At 71.6% G+C, this 13,295-nt stretch carries 13 protein-coding genes; 11 read left to right on the top strand and 2 right to left on the bottom strand.

The window, feature by feature from the left end; genetic code table 11:
* Positions 1-120: 120 nt before the first annotated feature.
* From QRN30_RS15680 to csrA, 10 genes are read left to right on the top strand one after another with little or no spacing between them, the layout of a single operon-like run.
* The gene (locus tag QRN30_RS15680; RefSeq protein WP_017887437.1) at positions 121-999 is read left to right on the top strand and encodes a flagellar motor switch protein FliM; all 879 of its coding nucleotides are present in this window, start codon (positions 121-123) and stop codon (positions 997-999) included.
* Positions 999-1,703 (top strand): flagellar motor switch protein FliN, encoded by a 705-nt coding sequence (fliN, locus tag QRN30_RS15675; RefSeq protein ID WP_017887436.1) that lies wholly within the window; start codon positions 999-1,001, stop codon positions 1,701-1,703. The genes QRN30_RS15680 and fliN overlap by 1 nt, the downstream gene beginning before the upstream one ends.
* Before the next feature lie 7 nt (positions 1,704-1,710).
* The gene (locus tag QRN30_RS15670) at positions 1,711-2,331 is read left to right on the top strand and encodes a FliO/MopB family protein (RefSeq protein ID WP_017887435.1); all 621 of its coding nucleotides are present in this window, start codon (positions 1,711-1,713) and stop codon (positions 2,329-2,331) included.
* Positions 2,328-3,164, top strand: coding sequence for a flagellar type III secretion system pore protein FliP (fliP, locus tag QRN30_RS15665; protein ID WP_017887434.1), 837 nt, complete (start codon positions 2,328-2,330; stop codon positions 3,162-3,164). The genes QRN30_RS15670 and fliP overlap by 4 nt, the downstream gene beginning before the upstream one ends.
* A gap of 9 nt (positions 3,165-3,173) precedes the next feature.
* Positions 3,174-3,449, top strand: coding sequence for a flagellar biosynthetic protein FliQ (locus tag QRN30_RS15660; protein ID WP_284761348.1), 276 nt, complete (start codon positions 3,174-3,176; stop codon positions 3,447-3,449).
* Positions 3,449-4,207, top strand: a complete 759-nt coding sequence (locus QRN30_RS15655) for a flagellar biosynthetic protein FliR (RefSeq protein WP_042537113.1) — start codon at positions 3,449-3,451, stop codon at positions 4,205-4,207. Before QRN30_RS15660 ends, QRN30_RS15655 begins: the two co-directional genes overlap by 1 nt.
* A 4-nt stretch (positions 4,208-4,211) precedes the next feature.
* Complete coding sequence (locus QRN30_RS15650) at positions 4,212-5,405, top strand: EscU/YscU/HrcU family type III secretion system export apparatus switch protein (protein WP_017887431.1); 1,194 nt, start codon at positions 4,212-4,214, stop codon at positions 5,403-5,405.
* Positions 5,402-7,456, top strand: coding sequence for a flagellar biosynthesis protein FlhA (locus tag QRN30_RS15645; protein ID WP_284761347.1), 2,055 nt, complete (start codon positions 5,402-5,404; stop codon positions 7,454-7,456). The genes QRN30_RS15650 and QRN30_RS15645 overlap by 4 nt, the downstream gene beginning before the upstream one ends.
* Entirely contained in the window at positions 7,431-8,354 is a 924-nt protein-coding gene (locus QRN30_RS15640) for a hypothetical protein (RefSeq protein WP_214562088.1), read from the top strand. The genes QRN30_RS15645 and QRN30_RS15640 overlap by 26 nt, the downstream gene beginning before the upstream one ends.
* 4 nt (positions 8,355-8,358) lie before the next feature.
* Positions 8,359-8,652, top strand: a complete 294-nt coding sequence (csrA, locus tag QRN30_RS15635) for a carbon storage regulator CsrA (protein WP_056068561.1) — start codon at positions 8,359-8,361, stop codon at positions 8,650-8,652.
* A gap of 68 nt (positions 8,653-8,720) precedes the next feature.
* Here the strand turns inward: csrA and QRN30_RS15630 are convergent, their stop codons facing one another.
* Complete coding sequence (locus tag QRN30_RS15630) at positions 8,721-10,871, bottom strand: acyl-CoA dehydrogenase family protein (RefSeq protein ID WP_017887428.1); 2,151 nt, start codon at positions 10,869-10,871, stop codon at positions 8,721-8,723.
* Positions 10,872-11,069: 198 nt separating this feature from the next.
* Here QRN30_RS15630 and QRN30_RS15625 point away from each other — a divergent pair, with 198 nt between their 5' ends.
* Positions 11,070-12,536 (top strand): peptide MFS transporter, encoded by a 1,467-nt coding sequence (locus QRN30_RS15625; protein ID WP_017887427.1) that lies wholly within the window; start codon positions 11,070-11,072, stop codon positions 12,534-12,536.
* Positions 12,537-12,702: 166 nt separating this feature from the next.
* Here the strand turns inward: QRN30_RS15625 and QRN30_RS15620 are convergent, their stop codons facing one another.
* Positions 12,703-12,990, bottom strand: a complete 288-nt coding sequence (locus QRN30_RS15620) for a hypothetical protein (protein ID WP_052481620.1) — start codon at positions 12,988-12,990, stop codon at positions 12,703-12,705.
* Positions 12,991-13,295 lie beyond the last annotated feature (305 nt).

Genomic DNA, 13,295 nt, shown 5'->3' with positions numbered 1-13,295 from the left:
CGCACGGAGCGCAGCAGGACTGAGAAACACACCGCGCGGAGCGCACCAGCGCTGCCCCCACCGCCCCACTACGGGGTACAGCACTGACGGGTGCCCCACAGGTGACCGATAGACGCACCCGTGACCGAGACCCTGCCAGCGCCCGAGGTGTACGACTTCGCGCGCCCGTCGACGCTGGCCCGTGAGCACGCCCGGGTGCTCGAGCTCGCTTTCGAGACCTTCGCGCGCCAGTGGGGCACGCAGCTGACGGCGAAGGTCCGTGCGGTCAGCCAGGTCACCTGCGAGCAGGTGCAGATGACGACGTACGACGAGTACGCCGCGTCGCTGCCCGCGCTCACCGGCATGGTGCTGCTGCCGATCACCGAGCTCACCTCGAAGGGCGTGCTGCAGCTCCCGCTCGACGCCGCCCTGACGTGGGTGTCGCACGCGCTGGGCGCCTCGAAGCCGCTGCCGACCCCGGACCGCACCTTCACGCCCATCGAGCAGGCCCTGGTGCGCAAGATCGTCGAGGACGCCCTCGACGACCTGCGGTACTCGTTCGGCGGGCTGCTCGCGCAGGACGTCACGGTCGGCGGGTTCCAGTTCAACAGCCAGTTCGCCCAGGCCGCCCAGAAGGGCGACCTGATGATCGTCGCCTCGTTCTCGATCCGGGTCGGCGACCGCATCGCTCCGGGCACGCTGGCCCTGCCGGCCGAGGCCGTCCTGCCGCAGCTCGGCGAGGCCGCCGCGCACGTGTCGCCCGCCGACGCCCGCGCCCTGCTCGACGCGCAGCTCGAGAGCGTGCCGGTCGGCGTCAGCCTGCGCTTCGCCCCGGCCGCGGTCCTGCCGACGCAGGTCCTGCGGCTCGCCGTCGGCGACGTCCTGCCGCTGCCGCACCCGCAGCACCGGCCCCTCACCATCGCGGTCGACGGCGAACCCGTCGGCACCGCCGCGGTCGGCGCGAACGGCTCGCGCCTCGCCGGCATCGTCGTCACCACCACGAGCACGGAGCAGCACTGATGACCGAAACGACCACCCTCCACACCGCAGCGGCCGAGTCGCTCGCGGCGCAGCTCCCGACGGCCGCCCCCTTGACCGCGGTGCTCCTGCCTGGAGGCGCGACACCGGTCGTGCTCGACGCGGCGACCGACGCCGTGGTCGCGTCGTTCGTCGGCGGCCTGTCGGCCGACCTGGCACTCGTGCTCACCGACCTCGAGGCGATCACGGCCGCAGGCGGCACCGACCACGGGATCGTGGCCGTCACGGACGTGTTGCGTCCGTCGCTCGAGGCCGCGGCCGGGGTCCTCGGCGTCGGGGTGCTCGGCGAGGCGGGCCGCGAGTCGGCGGCGTCGCTGCTGGCCGACCCGGACACCGTCGTGTTCGAACTGACCGCCGGTGGGCTGCCCGCCGGGTGGTTCGGCATCCGGATCCGCGAGAACGGCACGGTGTCGGCGCCCGTCGTGGCGAACCTGCCCGCGGGCAACCTCGGCCGGATCAACAACGTCGAGATGACCCTGACGGTCGAGATCGGCCGCACCCGGATGTCGGTCCGTGACGTGCTCGGCATGGAGCCCGGCGCCGTCGTCGAGCTCGACCGCAGTGCCGGTGCCCCCGCCGACGTCCTGCTGAACGGCCGCCTCATCGCGCACGGCGAGGTCGTCGTCGTCGACCAGGACTACGCGGTCCGGATCACCCGCATCCTCGACGTCGCCGAAACGGTCTGACCCGCACGTGGACACCCTCGTCGTCACCCTCCGCGTCGCGCTCTCGCTCGGCGTCGTGCTCGCCCTGATGTGGGTGCTGCACCGCGCGAGCCGCAAGCGCTTCTCGGGCAAGCCGTCGGGCCGTCGCGCCGCGACCGTCGAGGTCGTCGGTCGGCAGGGCATCGGCGGCAAGGCGAGCGTCGTCGTGGTCGACGTCGAAGGGGAGCGGCTCGTGCTCGGCGTCTCCGAGCACGGGGTCGCCCTGCTCACCAGCGGGCAGGCGCCCGCGCCGGAACTCACGATCGTGACCGGACCGGTCGCGCTGCCGGTGCGCCCCGCACCGTCGGCCGACGTGTTCGGTCAGGAACTCGCGCTGCAGTCGGACGCCACCACGTCCCTCCAGGCACGGCCGGAGCGCCGCGGGCGCGTCGATCCGGAACCGGCTGGTGGGGCCGGCCTCCCGGCAGCCGCTGCCGACGCGACCGACGCGCCCGCGGTGGCCGGCGCCGTCGCGCCGTTGCCGATGCGCCCGCGCAACCGTCGTCCGCAGCGTGCCGTGCCGAGCGCGCAACAGCTGCAGGGCTCGATCCTGTCGGTCGACACCTGGCGCCAGGCCGCGGCCGCGCTGCGGAACCGGCGGGCCGGGTGACGGCGGCAGGGCAGCACCGGCTGGCACGGTCGGGTCGACTCGTCGCCCTCGTCCTGCTCGGCCTGGCGGTCGTCGCCGGGTTCTTGATGCTCACGACCACCGGTGCGCACGCCGCCGGCGTCGTCGAACCCACCGCCCCGGCGACCCCGACAGCCCCCGCGACCGGTGACTTCAGCGTCAGCGTGAACGGCCCGGACGGCACGCCGTCGTCCGCCGTGGTGACCCTCATCGGCATCACGCTGCTGAGCGTCGCGCCCGCGCTGATGCTCATGATGACGTCGTTCACCAAGATCTTCGTCGTGCTCGCGATGACCCGGAACGCGCTCGGGCTGCAGTCGATCCCGCCGAACCAGGTCATCGCCGGACTGGCACTGTTCCTGTCGCTGTTCGTGATGGCACCGGTGCTCGGGCACATCAACGACGACGCCCTGCAGCCCTACCTGGCCGGCCACCTCGACTTCAACCAGGCCGTCGAGATCGGCACGAAGCCGCTGCGGACCTTCATGCTCCACCAGACCCGCGACGAGGACGTCGCCCTGATCACCCGCGCCGCCGGGCTCGACAACCCGAAGTCGATGGCGGACGTGCCGATGACGACGGTGATCCCGGCGTTCATCATCTCGGAGCTGCGCAGCGCGTTCATCATCGGGTTCGTCATCTTCATCCCGTTCCTGGTGATCGACCTCGTCGTCTCCGCGGCCCTGATGTCGATGGGCATGATGATGCTCCCGCCGGTCATGATCTCGCTGCCGTTCAAGATCCTGCTCTTCGTGCTGGTCGACGGCTGGGGCCTCATCATCACGTCGCTCATCGAGAGCTACCACGTTGTCTAGGGGGCACGCATGAACCAGCAGGCCGTCATCGACCTCGTGCTCCAGGCGCTCCTGGTGTCCGGCAAGCTCGCCGCCCCGGTCCTGGTGACCTCGCTCGTCGTCGGCTTCGCGATCTCGCTGTTCCAGTCGGTGACCCAGATCCAGGAGGTCACCCTGTCGTTCGTGCCGAAGGCCGTCGCCGTCGCGATCGCCCTGGTGGTCTGCGGCAACTGGATGATCTCGGAGATGGTCGCCTTCACGCACGTCGCCTTCGACATGATCCCGAAGCTGCTCGGGGCCGGTTGATGGAGCTCGCCATCGACGCCGACCGTCTGGAGGCGACCATGCTCGCCGGCGTCCGGCTCGTCGCGTTCTTCGTCATCGCGCCGCCGTTCTCGTACCGGGCGTTCCCGGGCACCGTGAAGGTGATCCTCGGCCTGGGGCTCGCCATCGGCGTCGCGCCGCGCGTCGCCGTCGGCTACGAAGCGCTCGACACGGGGCCGTTCCTGCTCGCCCTGCTCACCCAGCTCGTGGTCGGGCTGTCCCTCGGGTTCCTGGTGTTCCTGGTGTTCGCCGCCGTGCAGTCGGCGGGTGCGCTCATCGACCTGTTCGGCGGGTTCACGCTCGCGCAGGCGTTCGACCCGCAGTCGCAGGTCAACGGCGCCCAGTTCACCCGCCTGTTCCAGATGACCGCACTCGCACTGCTCTTCACCTCGGGCGGCTACCAGCTCATCGTCGGTGGGCTGGTGCGGTCGTTCGACGCCGTGCCGCTCACCGGCACGTTCGCGGTCGACGGGCTCGCCTCGATGCTCGTCGCCGCGATGTCCCAGATGTTCCTCGCCACCCTGCAGATCGCCGGGCCGCTCGTCGTCGTGCTGTTCCTGGCGGACGTCGGCCTCGGGCTGCTCACCCGCGTCGCACCGGCCCTCAACGCGTTCCAGATGGGGTTCCCGATCAAGATCGGGCTGACCGTCCTGTTCGCCGGCGCGCTCTTCATGGCCCTGCCGTCGGTGGTGTCGTCGTTGACCGGCGACGCCGTCGAGGCGATCACCGGACGGGGGTGACGACGTGTCCGACAGCGGAGAACGCTCCGAACAGGCGACCCAACAGCGGATGCGCGAGGTCCACGAGAAGGGCCAGGTCGGCCGCTCGCAGGACCTCGGCGCGTGGATCGGCATCGCCGTCGCGGCGCTCATGATCCCCGCCGCGATCGGCAACGCCGCCGCCGCCGGGCAAGACCAGCTGCTCGCCGTGCAGCGGGTCATCGAAGACCCAGAGATCGGTGCCGTGCGGGCCCTGCTCGCGGACGCCCTCGGTTCGATGGGTGCGACCCTCGGCCCGATGCTCGCCGTGGTCGCGGTCGCCGTGCTGGCCGCCGCCGTCACCCAGGGCGGGGTGCACTTCCGGAAGATGACACCGCAGCCCGACCACTTCGATCCCGTGGCCGGACTGAAGCGCGTGTTCGGTACCCAGGCGCTCTGGAACGGCGCGAAGGCGCTGCTGAAGACCGCCGTCGTCGGGCTCGTCCTCTGGTTCGCGGTGCAGGGACTCATGCCGGTCCTGATGTCGAGCGGCTCGCTGCCGCTGTCGGCCGTGCTCGAGGCCGCCGCAGCCGGTTCGGGCACCCTGCTGCGCGCCGCGATCGTCGCCGGGCTCGTCCTCGCGGCACTCGACGTGTTCGTCGTCATCCGCCGCAACCGGAAGCGCACGATGATGACCAAGCGCGAGGTCAAGGACGAGAACAAGCGGAGCGACGGCGACCCCCTGGTGAAGTCGCAGCGCCGCTCCCGCCAGCTCGCGATGAGCCGCAACCGGATGATCCAGGCCATCGGCACCGCGGACGTCGTGATGACGAACCCGACCCACTACGCCGTCGCGATCAAGTACGAGCCGGGCAAGTCCGCGCCCCGGGTGGTCGCGAAGGGCGCCGGCCCGGTCGCCGACGTCATCCGTGCGCGTGCCGAGGAAGAGCGGGTGCCGATCGTCCGCGACGTCCCGCTCACCCGAGCGCTGCACGCCGCCTGCGAGCTCGGACACGAGATCCCCGTCGACCTGTACACCCCGGTGGCCCGCGTCCTGTCCTTCGTGATGGCGCTCAAGGCCCGCGGCACCGCCGCCGGCACGCACGCACCGCCGCGGCCGACCACCCCGGACGAGGTCGCGAGCGTCATCGACCCGGCCACCCTGACCGGTGACCTCCGCCCCCGCAAGCTCCGCCCACCGCGCATCGCAGAGAACCAGACCGAAGGACTCCCCGCATGAACCGCAAGGACCTGCCGAAGCTCGTCGTCCCGGTGTTCATCGTCGGCATCATCCTGCTGCTGATCCTGCCGGTGCCGTCGTTCCTGCTCGACTTCCTGATCATCATCAACATCCTGCTGGCGCTGGTGATCCTGCTCACGACGCTGTTCGTGAAGAAGCCGCTCGACTTCTCGGTGTTCCCGTCGCTGCTGCTCGTCGCGACGCTGTTCCGACTCGGCCTCAACGTCGCGTCGACCCGGCTGGTGCTCGGCGAGGGCTTCGCCGGCGACGTCATCCAGGCGTTCGGCCACGTCGCCGTCTCCGGGTCGATCATCATCGGCGCGGTCATCTTCCTGATCCTCATCGTCATCCAGTTCGTCGTCGTGACGAAGGGCGCGGAACGCGTCGCCGAGGTCGGGGCACGGTTCACCCTCGACGCGATGCCGGGCAAGCAGATGGCGATCGACGCCGACCTCAACGCCGGGCTGATCACCGACCAGGAAGCCAAGGAGCGCCGCGCCGCTGTCTCCGCCGAGGCCGACTTCTACGGCGCGATGGACGGTGCGTCGAAGTTCGTCAAGGGCGACGCGATCGCCGGCATCCTCATCATCATCATCAACCTGATCGGCGGCATCGCGATCGGCATGCTGCAGAACGGACTGTCCGCCACCGACGCCCTGTCGAAGTACGGCATCCTGACGATCGGCGACGGCCTGGTCACGCAGATCCCGGCGCTGCTCATGGCGGTCTCGACGGGCATGATCGTCACCCGTTCCGGCGCGGAGTCCGAGATGGGGTCCTCGGCCGCGACCCAGCTGTCGCAGTCGCGGAACGCCCTGATGATCGCCGGTGTCGCCGCGATCGCGATGGGCTTCATCCCCGGCATGCCGATCCTGCCCTTCCTGCTCGTCGGCGCCACCCTGCTGTTCACGGGCTGGCGCATCGGCCGGAACGCCGCCCGCGCCGAGGCCGACGCCGCCCAGCAGCAGGCGCTCGAGGCGGCGGCACCGACCGGTGACACCCCCGAGGACCTGCTCGAGCAGATGCGCGTCCACGCCCTCGAGATCCTGCTCGCCCCCGACCTGGTCGACATGGTGTCCGGCGCGTCCGACGACCTGCTCGGCCGCGTGCGGGCACTCCGCCGCAAGATCGCGATCGACATGGGCATCGTCGTTCCGCCGGTCCGGACCCGCGACTCGATCGACCTGCCGCCGTCGACCTACGCCATCCGCATCGCCGGTGTCGAGGCTGGTCGGGGCACCGCCCCCGCCCGCAGCGTCCTGGCGCTCGGCGACCACCTGGACGGCCTGCCCGGCACATCGACCGTCGAGCCGGTGTTCGGTCTGACCGGCAAGTGGGTGCCCGCCGAACTCCGGCACGCCGCCGAGATGACCGGCGCGACCGTGATCGACCGTGTCTCCGTGCTCGTCACCCACCTGCAGGCCGTCATCGGCGACAACGCCGCACGCCTGCTCACCCGCGAGGACGTCAAGGTCCTGACCGAGGGCGTCAAGCAGGTCAACCCCGCGGCCGTCGAGGAACTTGTCCCCGGCATGCTCTCGATGGCCGAACTGCAGCGGGTGCTGCAGGGCCTGCTCGCCGAGCGCGTGCCGATCAACGACCTCGGCCGGATCTGCGAAGCCCTCACGCTCCGCGCCAAGGTGTCGACCGACCCCGAGGGGCTCGTCGAGTCCGCCCGCGCGGCCCTCGGACCGGCTCTCGCCGCCCGCCACACCGACGCCGGCACGCTGCGCGTCATCATGATCGACCCGATGCTCGAGCAGTCGATGCTCGAGGGGCTCCGGCCGTCCGAGCAGGGCAGCCAGATCGTCCTCGACGCCCACCGCATCGAGCAGGTCCTGGGCTCCGTCCGCGACGCCGTGCGCTCGGTGGAGGACCAGGGGATCTCCGCCGTCCTGGTCTGCGCCCCGCAGCTCCGCCCGGCCGTGCACCGCATGGTCGCCGCCCAGTCGAACGGGCTCCCGGTGCTGTCGTACCAGGAGGCCACCTCCGCGGGCTCCACCATCGAGACCGTGGGAGTGGTCCGTGCCGCCGACCCGATTGCAGCGTAGCGGCGCCACGCTCGAGTCCCTCCGCGACGCGGTCCGGACCGAGTTCGGCGCGGGTGCACGGATCGTCGCGGCCGAACGGGTGACCTCGCCGGGCTTCGGCGGGCTGTTCCGCAAGGCACACGTCGAGGCCACCGTCGAGGTGCCGGAACTGGGGGACCAGCCCACCGCCCGGGTGGTCATCGCCGACTCGCCCGAGCAGCGCGTCGGCATCGCCGCGCTGCTCGCCGACGCCGAGGCGGCCGAGGCACGCATCGCCGGCACCGACGGCACCAGGGCGACGCGGGCCGACGCGTTCGCGTCGGTGCTCGACGGGTTCCAGGCGGACGGCATCACGACGAGCGCCCCGCGCCCGACGCGCGCCCCGTCCGAGCCGGACGTGCCCGCGGGGGTCGACCCGCGCCTCCAGGCCGCCGTCGACGCGGTCACCGAGACCCGGTCGGGAGGCCCGTCCCGCGTCCTCGACACGCCCTCGCCGGCACCGGTGGCCCGGCCCACCGCACCGGCGGTGCGGTCCGCGGACGGCGACCTGGTGCTCCTGGTCGGGCGGCCGAACGACGTCGACGCGGCCGCCGGACTCTTCGCGGTGCGGCACGCGCTCCGGCCGACGGACGCCGCCGACCGCCGGGCAGCCATCTTGGCCCGGGCGGACGGCGTCCGTGACGGGCACGCCGTGCTCGCGGTCGCCGCGTGGGACGACCTCGCGACGAGCGATGGGCTGCAGGCCGACCAGGTGTGGGTCGTGGTCGACGTCGGGCGGAAGCCCGAGGACTCGGCCGCGATGGTGTCCGCGGTGGCGTCGCGGCTGCCCGTGGTCGGGGTGGTCGCGATCGGTGCGGGGGAGACCGCCACGCCCGGGTCGGCGGACCTGCTGGGGCTCCCCGTCGTGTCGCTAGGCTGAACGGGTGCTGGTACTCACGCGGAAGGTCGGCGAGCGGATCCTCGTCGGCGACGACATCGTCATCACGGTGCTCGACTCCCGGGGCGACGGCGTCCGGATCGGCATCGACGCCCCGCGCGGCGTGAAGATCCAGCGGGAAGAGGTCGTGCGTGCGGTCGCCGAGGCGAACGCCGAGGCCGCTGCCGCCGGCGACGACGCCGAGGCGCAGCTGCGCGCGGCGCTCGGGGCACGTGGCGGGGCTGCCGCGGACGGCCCGGCCTCGTCCGCGCCGTCCGACTCCGCGCCGACCGACTCCTAGTCGTCCGGAGCAGCCACGCCCGTCACGGGCGCGGCCGCTCCTCCGATACGGGCGCGGCTGCGCGTCCGTCACGGACGGGGCTTCTTCTCCTGCTCCGGCAGGCGGCCGGCCGCGGCCTCGGCGGCGAACCAGGCACGAGCCTCGTCCTGTCGGGCCTGCTCGGCGCCGAGCGCGATCGGCGCACGGACGTGGCCCGGCTCGTAGCCGAAGGTCTCGAGCAGCTGCGGCACGATCGGACGCACCCGGGCGACGAGCCGGTCGACGTACGCCGACACCGCACGGGCACGCTGCGCCGACAGCCGGCCGTGCAGCAGGTACCAGTCCAGGTGCTGCTCGAGCAGGCCGAGCGCGAACAGGTCCCGCAGCCAGACGAGCACGCGGCGGGTGTCGCCCTCGGTCACCTCGTCGAGCGCCTCGGTGAAGGCGTCCCACTGCATGAGTTCGGCGTGGGCCTTGGACGCCTCGATGAGCTCGTGCTGCGAGCGGTTGAGCAGTCTGGCCGCGCGGGCGCGGTCCTTGCCGGCCGACGCCAGGCGCATCCCGATCTCGGCGACCATGGTGTCGACCCGACCGGCGAGCAGTTCGCGCTGCGTCCGGGGGTCCTGCAGGTCGGCGACGCTCGCGGCCAGCGAGCCGCGGTCGGCCACGGTCTGGCCGAGCCGACGGATGCCCGACGCGTCGGCGAGCTTCGACGCGGCGACGGCCGCCACGAACTTCGCGGTGGACGCCGGGTCCTTCGGGGCCTTCGCGCGGAACTCGGTGAGCAGGCGCTTGCCGACGAGCTGCAGCAGCACGGTGTTGTCGCCCTCGAACGTCACGTAGACGTCGAGGTCGGCGCGGAGCCCGGTCAGACGGTTCTCGGCGAGGAACCCGGCACCGCCGCAGGCCTCACGGGCTTCCTGCAGGGTGTCGAGCGCCGACCAGGTCGACATCGACTTGAACGCGGCCGCCTGGGTCTCCAGGTCCTCGCGTCGCTCCGGGGTGTCCTTCCGCCCGCTGAAGACGTCGTCGAAGGTGCGCAGGAGCTTCTCGTGCGCGAACGACTGCGCGAACACCGTCGCCAGGCGCGGGATCAGACGACGCTGGTGTCGGCCGTAGTCGAGCAGGACGCCCTCGGTGCCGTCGCCGGTCGGGAACTGGCGGCGCTGCATCGCGTAGGTCAGGGCGATCTGCAGCGCGATCTTCTGCGCGACGACCGCGGCGCCGTCGAGCGACACCCGTCCCTGCACCAGGGTGCCGAGCATCGTGAAGAACCGGCGGCCGGGCGAGGCGATCGGTGACGAGTAGGTGCCGTCCGCGGCGACGTCGCCGTAGCGGTTCAGCAGGTTCGTGCGGGGGACACGAACGTGGTCGAACGCGAGCCGACCGTTGTCGATGCCGTTCAGGCCGCCCTTCGGCCCGTCGTCCTCACCGCTCACACCGGGCAGGAACGCCCCCTCAGCGTCGCGGAGCGGCACGTAGAACGCGTGCACGCCGTGGTCGACACCCGCGGTCACGAGCTTCGCGAACACGACGGCGGCGTGACCGTGCAGGGCCGCGTTGCCGATGTAGTCCTTCCACGCGCCACGGAACGGCGTGTGGATCTCGAACTCCTGGGTCGCGGGGTCGTACGTGGCCGTCGTCGCGATGCTCTGGACGTCCGAGCCGTGGCCGGTCTCGGTCATCGCGAAGCAGCCGGGGACCTCGAACGAGACGATGCCCGGCAGGAACTCACGGTGGTTCGCCTCGGTGCCCAGGTGGTGCACGGCGGAGCCGAACAGCCCCCACTGCACCCCGGCCTTGATCTGCATCGACGGGTCGGCGACGACGAGTTCCTCGAATGCCGCGATGTTGCCGCCGTGGTTGTCCTGGCCGCCGAACTCGGCGGGGTAGGGGCGCTGGATGGCACCGGCGTCGACCAGGGTGCGGAGCTGCTCGAGCACGCGTGCCCGGTGCTCGGGGATCGGCTGGCCCTCGATCTTCTGCATCGCGGGGTCGAGCGCCAGGCGGCGGGAGATCCGGCGGTCCTCGGCCCAGCGTCCGAGCAGGAGCTCCTGCACCAGTTCGACGTCGATGTGGACATCGGTGTCGGTGCCGGCGGTCGGGGTGCCCGCTGCCGGGTCGCCGGCGGCGTCGGCGTTCGGCGCGGCGTGCTGCGCGGCGTTCTTCGCGTCGACGTCCGGCGCGGTGTCGCTGCCGCTGGCGGGGGTGGTGCGCTGGGCGGGTGCGGTGTCGACCATGGGCGGAGTCCTCCTGAACTGCGGTGTCCGTGTTGCACCGTCCACGCTAGACACCCCTGCCGACAGTGGCGGGAACGCCGTGCGGGCCGCACAACCCCGTGTCGTCGGTGCCGTCACGGCGTCGTGGGAACCCTCCAAAGAGATGAGGCGTGTTCGACGATTGGGCGCGCCCGGCCGCCCGGGGGCAGACTTGCCGCCATGTCACGTACCACCCCCGCGGACCGCGAAGCCCGTCCCGGACGCACCTTCTTCGGGCAACCGTTCGAGCTGTCGACACCGTTCGCGGTGGAACTCTGGGAGCGGTTCTCGTTCTACGGGATGCAGGGCATCGTCCTCATTTACATGTACTACTCCCTGACGCAGGGCGGCCTGGGGATCGACAAGGGCATCGCCACCGGCATCATGGGTGCCTACGGCGGCGCGGTCTACCTGTTCACGATCATCGGGGCGTGGATCGCCGACCGGCTGATCGGCGCGGACCGCACGCTGTTCGGCAGCGCGATCGTCGTGATGCTCGGACACATCGCCCTCGCGCTCATCCCCGGGGTGGCCGGGGTCGGGGTCGGCCTCGTCCTGATCGCGCTCGGCTCCGGCGGGCTCAAGGCCACCGCCACCACGATCGTCGGCGGTCTGTACAGCCGCGAGGACCCCCGACGCGACGCCGGCTTCTCGCTCTACTACCTCGGCGTGAACCTCGGCGCGTTCTTCGGGCCGCTGCTCACCGGGCTGCTGCAGAGCTCGCTCGGCTTCCACTGGGGCTTCGGCCTGGCCGCGGTCGGCATGGCCGCCGGCCTGGTGCAGTACGCGATCCGGCGGAGGAAGCTGCCCGAGGTGGTCCGGCACGTCGCCAACCCCGTCGACCGTCGCCGGCTGCCCCTGATCGGTGCGGGCGTCATCGTCGCACTCGTCGTCATCGTCATCGCCGTGCTGACCGGCCTGCTGAACGTCGGCAACCTGCCCACCGTCGTCGTGGTCGTCGTCGTGCTGGCCACCATCGGGTACTTCGTCGTCATCCTGTCGAGCGGCATCACCCGCGACGAGCGGTCGCGCGTCTTCGCGTTCATCCCGCTGTTCATCGGCAGCGCCGTGTTCTGGTCGCTGTACCAGCAGCAGTTCACCGTCGTGACGGTCTACTCCGACCAGCGGCTCGACCGCTCCCTGTTCGGCTGGGAGATGCCGGTGTCCTGGGTGCAGTCGATCAACCCGATCTTCATCATCGTGCTGTCCGGCGTCTTCGCGGCCCTGTGGACCAAGCTCGGCGACCGCCAGCCGTCCACCCCGACGAAGTTCGCGCTCGGCACCGGGATCATGGGGCTCGCGTTCCTGCTGTTCCTGCCGTTCGTCGGCTCGGGCGAGAACGGCACGCCACTGCTCGCACTCGTCGGCATCCTGCTGGTGTTCACCCTCGCCGAACTGCTGCTCTCGCCCGTCGGTCAGTCCGTCGCCACGAAGCTCGCGCCGCCGAAGTTCCAGACCCAGATGGTCGCGCTGTTCTTCCTGTCGGTGTCGCTCGGCACTGCCGTCACCGGGGTGCTGTCCCGGTACTACGACCCGTCGAACGAGGCCCCGTACTTCACGATCCTCGGCCTGGTCGCCGTCGCGGTGGGCGTGGTCCTGCTGATCCTGGCCAAGCCGGTGCTGCGGCTCATGCGCGGCATCCGGTAACCTGAGCGGAGCCACACGCCGAAGCAACCAAGGAGTCACCACCCATGCTCGAACTCATCGCAGGGATCATCATCGGCGTCGGCGTCCTCGGCGGCGTCGGGTGCTGCATGGCCGTCGCAGCCATGATGAAGAGCGGCTCCGAAGAGTACTGAGTCCCTGACCCGGACTACTCGCCGCTGTCGGTCGTGACCGGCACCAGCTGACGACTCAGGACGGTCGCGCGCTCGAAGGGGCCGCGGCCGTCCTTCGTGTACACGGGCTCCTCGAACGCGACAGTCCACGTGCGCTGTGTCCCGCCGATCTGGCTCCCACCGGGAGCCACGATCACCCCGATCGGCTCGTCGGCCCACTGCTCGCCACCTTTATCGGTGTCGATGACCTGCACGAGGGCACCGATGCCGAGACCGGCAGCGTCGTCGGGGCGGGGATTGGGGGAGCGGTGGCGTCCGAACACGCCATCACCGTAGCGTCGGGCGGTCAAGGAACGTCTGTGCGGCGCCTGCCGACACGCTGACGGCCCCGCTGCCGGGTGGTCAGGACACCCCGCCGTGCGAGCGCCGAGCGGTCGCAGACCGTCGGCGACGCGGCCTCCATCCGACGGTATGTGACCAGCGGGCGAAGGTGAGCGGGGTGTTGCGACCGGCCCACCAGCGGCCGGGAGGTGCGTGGCGGGCCCGCGCCGCGCCTCCCGTCGGTCGGCGGTCACCCCAGGACACCCCGCCGGGTGGTCAGGACACCCCGTCGGCATCGCGGCGATTG

This window comes from Curtobacterium sp. MEB011 (assembly GCF_030209655.1).
Taxonomy (GTDB): Bacteria; Actinomycetota; Actinomycetes; order Actinomycetales; family Microbacteriaceae; genus Curtobacterium; species Curtobacterium poinsettiae.
This window is presented reverse-complemented; position numbering and strand designations above follow the sequence as displayed.

Excerpts from the sequence above, each read along its gene's own strand:
- fliN (WP_017887436.1), top strand. The coding sequence starts at position 999 with ATGACCGAAACGACCACCCTCCACACCGCAGCGGCCGAGTCGCTCGCG.
- QRN30_RS15660 (WP_284761348.1), top strand. The coding sequence starts at position 3,174 with ATGAACCAGCAGGCCGTCATCGACCTCGTGCTCCAGGCGCTCCTGGTG.
- QRN30_RS15655 (WP_042537113.1), top strand. The coding sequence starts at position 3,449 with ATGGAGCTCGCCATCGACGCCGACCGTCTGGAGGCGACCATGCTCGCC.
- QRN30_RS15645 (WP_284761347.1), top strand. The coding sequence starts at position 5,402 with ATGAACCGCAAGGACCTGCCGAAGCTCGTCGTCCCGGTGTTCATCGTC.
- QRN30_RS15630 (WP_017887428.1), bottom strand. The coding sequence starts at position 10,871 with ATGGTCGACACCGCACCCGCCCAGCGCACCACCCCCGCCAGCGGCAGC.
- QRN30_RS15625 (WP_017887427.1), top strand. The coding sequence starts at position 11,070 with ATGTCACGTACCACCCCCGCGGACCGCGAAGCCCGTCCCGGACGCACC.